This window comes from Prevotella rectalis, assembly GCF_900607215.1.
Lineage (GTDB): Bacteria > Bacteroidota > Bacteroidia > Bacteroidales > Bacteroidaceae > Prevotella > Prevotella brunnea.
Window position 1 is genome coordinate 168,906 of record NZ_LR027819.1, and the last position, 2,548, is coordinate 171,453.

General features: G+C 43.1%; 3 protein-coding genes and 2 pseudogenes. 1 reads left to right on the plus strand and 4 read right to left on the minus strand.

Going from position 1 to position 2,548, the window contains the following annotated elements; translation table 11 throughout:
• From E0E16_RS13850 to E0E16_RS00930, 4 genes and pseudogenes are all read right to left on the minus strand, one after another.
• Positions 1–308 (minus strand): annotated as a pseudogene (locus tag E0E16_RS13850) (hypothetical protein); the annotation flags it as partial.
• Positions 309–434: 126 nt separating this feature from the next.
• Positions 435–782 carry a hypothetical protein gene (locus tag E0E16_RS00920; RefSeq protein ID WP_117654303.1) on the minus strand — a complete coding sequence of 116 codons (348 nt, stop codon included), beginning with the start codon at positions 780–782 and terminating at the stop codon, positions 435–437.
• A gap of 140 nt (positions 783–922) precedes the next feature.
• Complete coding sequence (locus tag E0E16_RS00925) at positions 923–1,390, minus strand: DUF1896 domain-containing protein (protein ID WP_004357822.1); 468 nt, start codon at positions 1,388–1,390, stop codon at positions 923–925.
• Positions 1,391–1,474: 84 nt separating this feature from the next.
• A pseudogene (locus tag E0E16_RS00930) lies at positions 1,475–1,756 on the minus strand (Arm DNA-binding domain-containing protein); the annotation flags it as partial.
• Positions 1,757–2,126: 370 nt separating this feature from the next.
• Here E0E16_RS00930 and E0E16_RS00935 point away from each other — a divergent pair.
• Positions 2,127–2,543 carry a hypothetical protein gene (locus E0E16_RS00935; protein ID WP_130828414.1) on the plus strand — a complete coding sequence of 139 codons (417 nt, stop codon included), beginning with the start codon at positions 2,127–2,129 and terminating at the stop codon, positions 2,541–2,543.
• Positions 2,544–2,548: the final 5 nt, after the last annotated feature.

The following is a 2,548-nucleotide window of genomic DNA, read 5'->3' on the forward strand; positions in this document are numbered from 1 at the left end:
ACAGGGTTAATGCGGTAATGAGAGGAGGAGCTATATCCTTTGCTGTTCATCGAAGATGTTGTATTTACCTTTTGCTTATCCATAGCGACATTTTTTTTATGCGTCCAAAGATCGGAGTATGCTGATTCCTTTTTGTAGCAAAATAGAGGTAGCGGGGCAGGCTTACACAAGGTTTTGGCGGAAAATACTACCCGTAGGTGTGGAGATTTTCCAGACAAACCAAACGGCATAGACCTTTTGAAAGCCACAAGCCCCGTACTACCTTTGCGGATAAAAAGGGAACAGCATCCGTCTTCTTCATTTCGCATATTGTGGAGCATTGGAAAAGAAGCAAAAGTGCAACGCTCGTAGTGGAATAAAGAAAAGGTGGCTATCTCAATATGCGAGATAACCACCTGATGAAATAAAACGAAGGTTTTACAGAGCTGTGCTTCTCAAAGCACGCAGAGCAGGATGGCACAGACAATCGCCAGCCAGAAGAGAATGCTCAGCAGCGTAAATGCCACTTTCAGAATTACCCTGACTATAAAGCGTAGTATCAGAAAGCCTGCAATGACTGACACAACAGTTACGACTTGTGGCGTTACTATCTTTGAAATCAGCCAAATGGCACCGATAACGATAGAAAGCAGGATTGCGAGTTCGAGGAAGCGTGTCCAACCGAAGCGGCGGACTTGCTTGGGCGAAGTCGGCTGCTGCTTATCCTTATCGGTTTTGTTCGATGCGTCTGCCTTGATAAAGGCAGGTGTGTGAACGTCTTGATTCATGATGATTGTATTCATATCGGAGATTTTTATAGTTTCAAGAGCAGTTACAAGATGCGCAGACTACACAAAGACAAGTGTTTGAAAAAACTCTTGGCGTGTGGAGTGGAGCGTTTATCTTGGCTCTTGACACTACAAAAACTCCGTATGGTGCTACATCAGTCCATGTTTTCACCGCCTACGGTTGGCAGACCATTGACCTCTATGAGTAGAACAATAGTCCCTGTCAGTTCGGTGTAGAGTTTCTCATACTCTGGAGTTGCGCCAAAGTCGTCTGTCAGTTCATATTTGTCGAAAACGCTTTGCACAGCCTTATTCTTCAGAAGCATTGGTGTTAGTCTTTCGGGGAGCGGAGAGGGCAGTTCGTTCTCAAACTCATTCTCCAAGACAGATACAAGTGTGTCATACTTGGAAAAATGCAATCCTCGATGCAACACTTCGCTTGCCATACTCTCCGCTTCGGGATGCGAGAAGCCTTGTGCCACTGCATCGCAGTAGGTGGAAAGTGCTTCATTGGCTCTTGCCGTTATGAATGGTTTATCACCCAACATTTCGGGGAAATGCTCACTGAGGTAGTTCTCTAACTTCAAACGGAAGTAAGAAAGTTCTTTCTTTGTTGTTGTCATAATCTTCTTGGTTTAGGGTTGTACATTATTTTGAGTTGATGCCCATAGCAACATTGAACTTGTCTAACTTGCCAGCCAACTGTTTTTATCCAATGACAAGGATTCATCATCCTCGAATTTGTGGTAAATGTTATTCAGCATTGTGGAAATGGAGTCCAATGCGGCATTAGCGGATAAGGCTTCTGCCGTCCGACCTTTGAGCCTGCTGGTCGTGTTATTCCACAGCGACTTGTCCACGAATATTTTCGTAGATCCGAAATTAGCCATCTCTCCGTTAAGGAATACACGGAGCATTACAGGCGACTTTCCTTCTTTGTTCTCATAGTTTGAGCGTAGGTAGAAGGACACCTTGAAATTTGTTCTCATAATGCATCATTCTTTTGTGTAGCACTCGGCTGCAAAGTTAATACTTAATACCTTGAAAAAGAAAGAGTTGATGCCGTCAATATGGTATTCAAAATCCCGTCACTGCTACATTTTTTGCTACTGCAATTTTTGTGTAGCAGTAAGTGTAGCAGAAATTGACCGAAAGATGACTGTCAAAATATAGGGTTATGCCGTCAGGCTATGGAGGTATATACAAAGAAAAATCGTTGTAAAACCTTGATTTTACAACGATTAGCTAATTTTTGAAGGCTAAAATGACAACCCTTGTGAAGTCCTTTTGAAGCCTATTAGCGGAGAAAGAGGCTTGTGAACCTTCGGATATTGTAACCTGTAAAATGGAGGAAACGGCATGAAGACAAACAACAATCCAAACATAAGAACAAACACTGCCAATCATCGTAGTTATTTTGATTGGGGCAGCAATATGCAGGTTATCCGCAAAGGAAACGGAGAGATAGCCATGACAGAGAGTGAACTTGTGAGGTTCTTCGGGGTAACATGGAGGAAACTCAACCACAGACTGCAAACGTTGATGAAATTTTCCAACCTGCATCCCGATGAGAGGAGTGCAGGTCAAGAACCTGTTTTCATCAACGGACAACCTAAAGGTTATGCACCGCTCTATCCTCTTTCAATTATCATTTCCCTGTCCTTTCTGTTAAACAACACCGAAGCGCATTTGTTCAGAAAGTATGTCTGTGAGAGATTACAGAAACCTGCATCCGTGATAACACCGATATTTCTGCTCGGTAGCACGGATAACTGATGAAT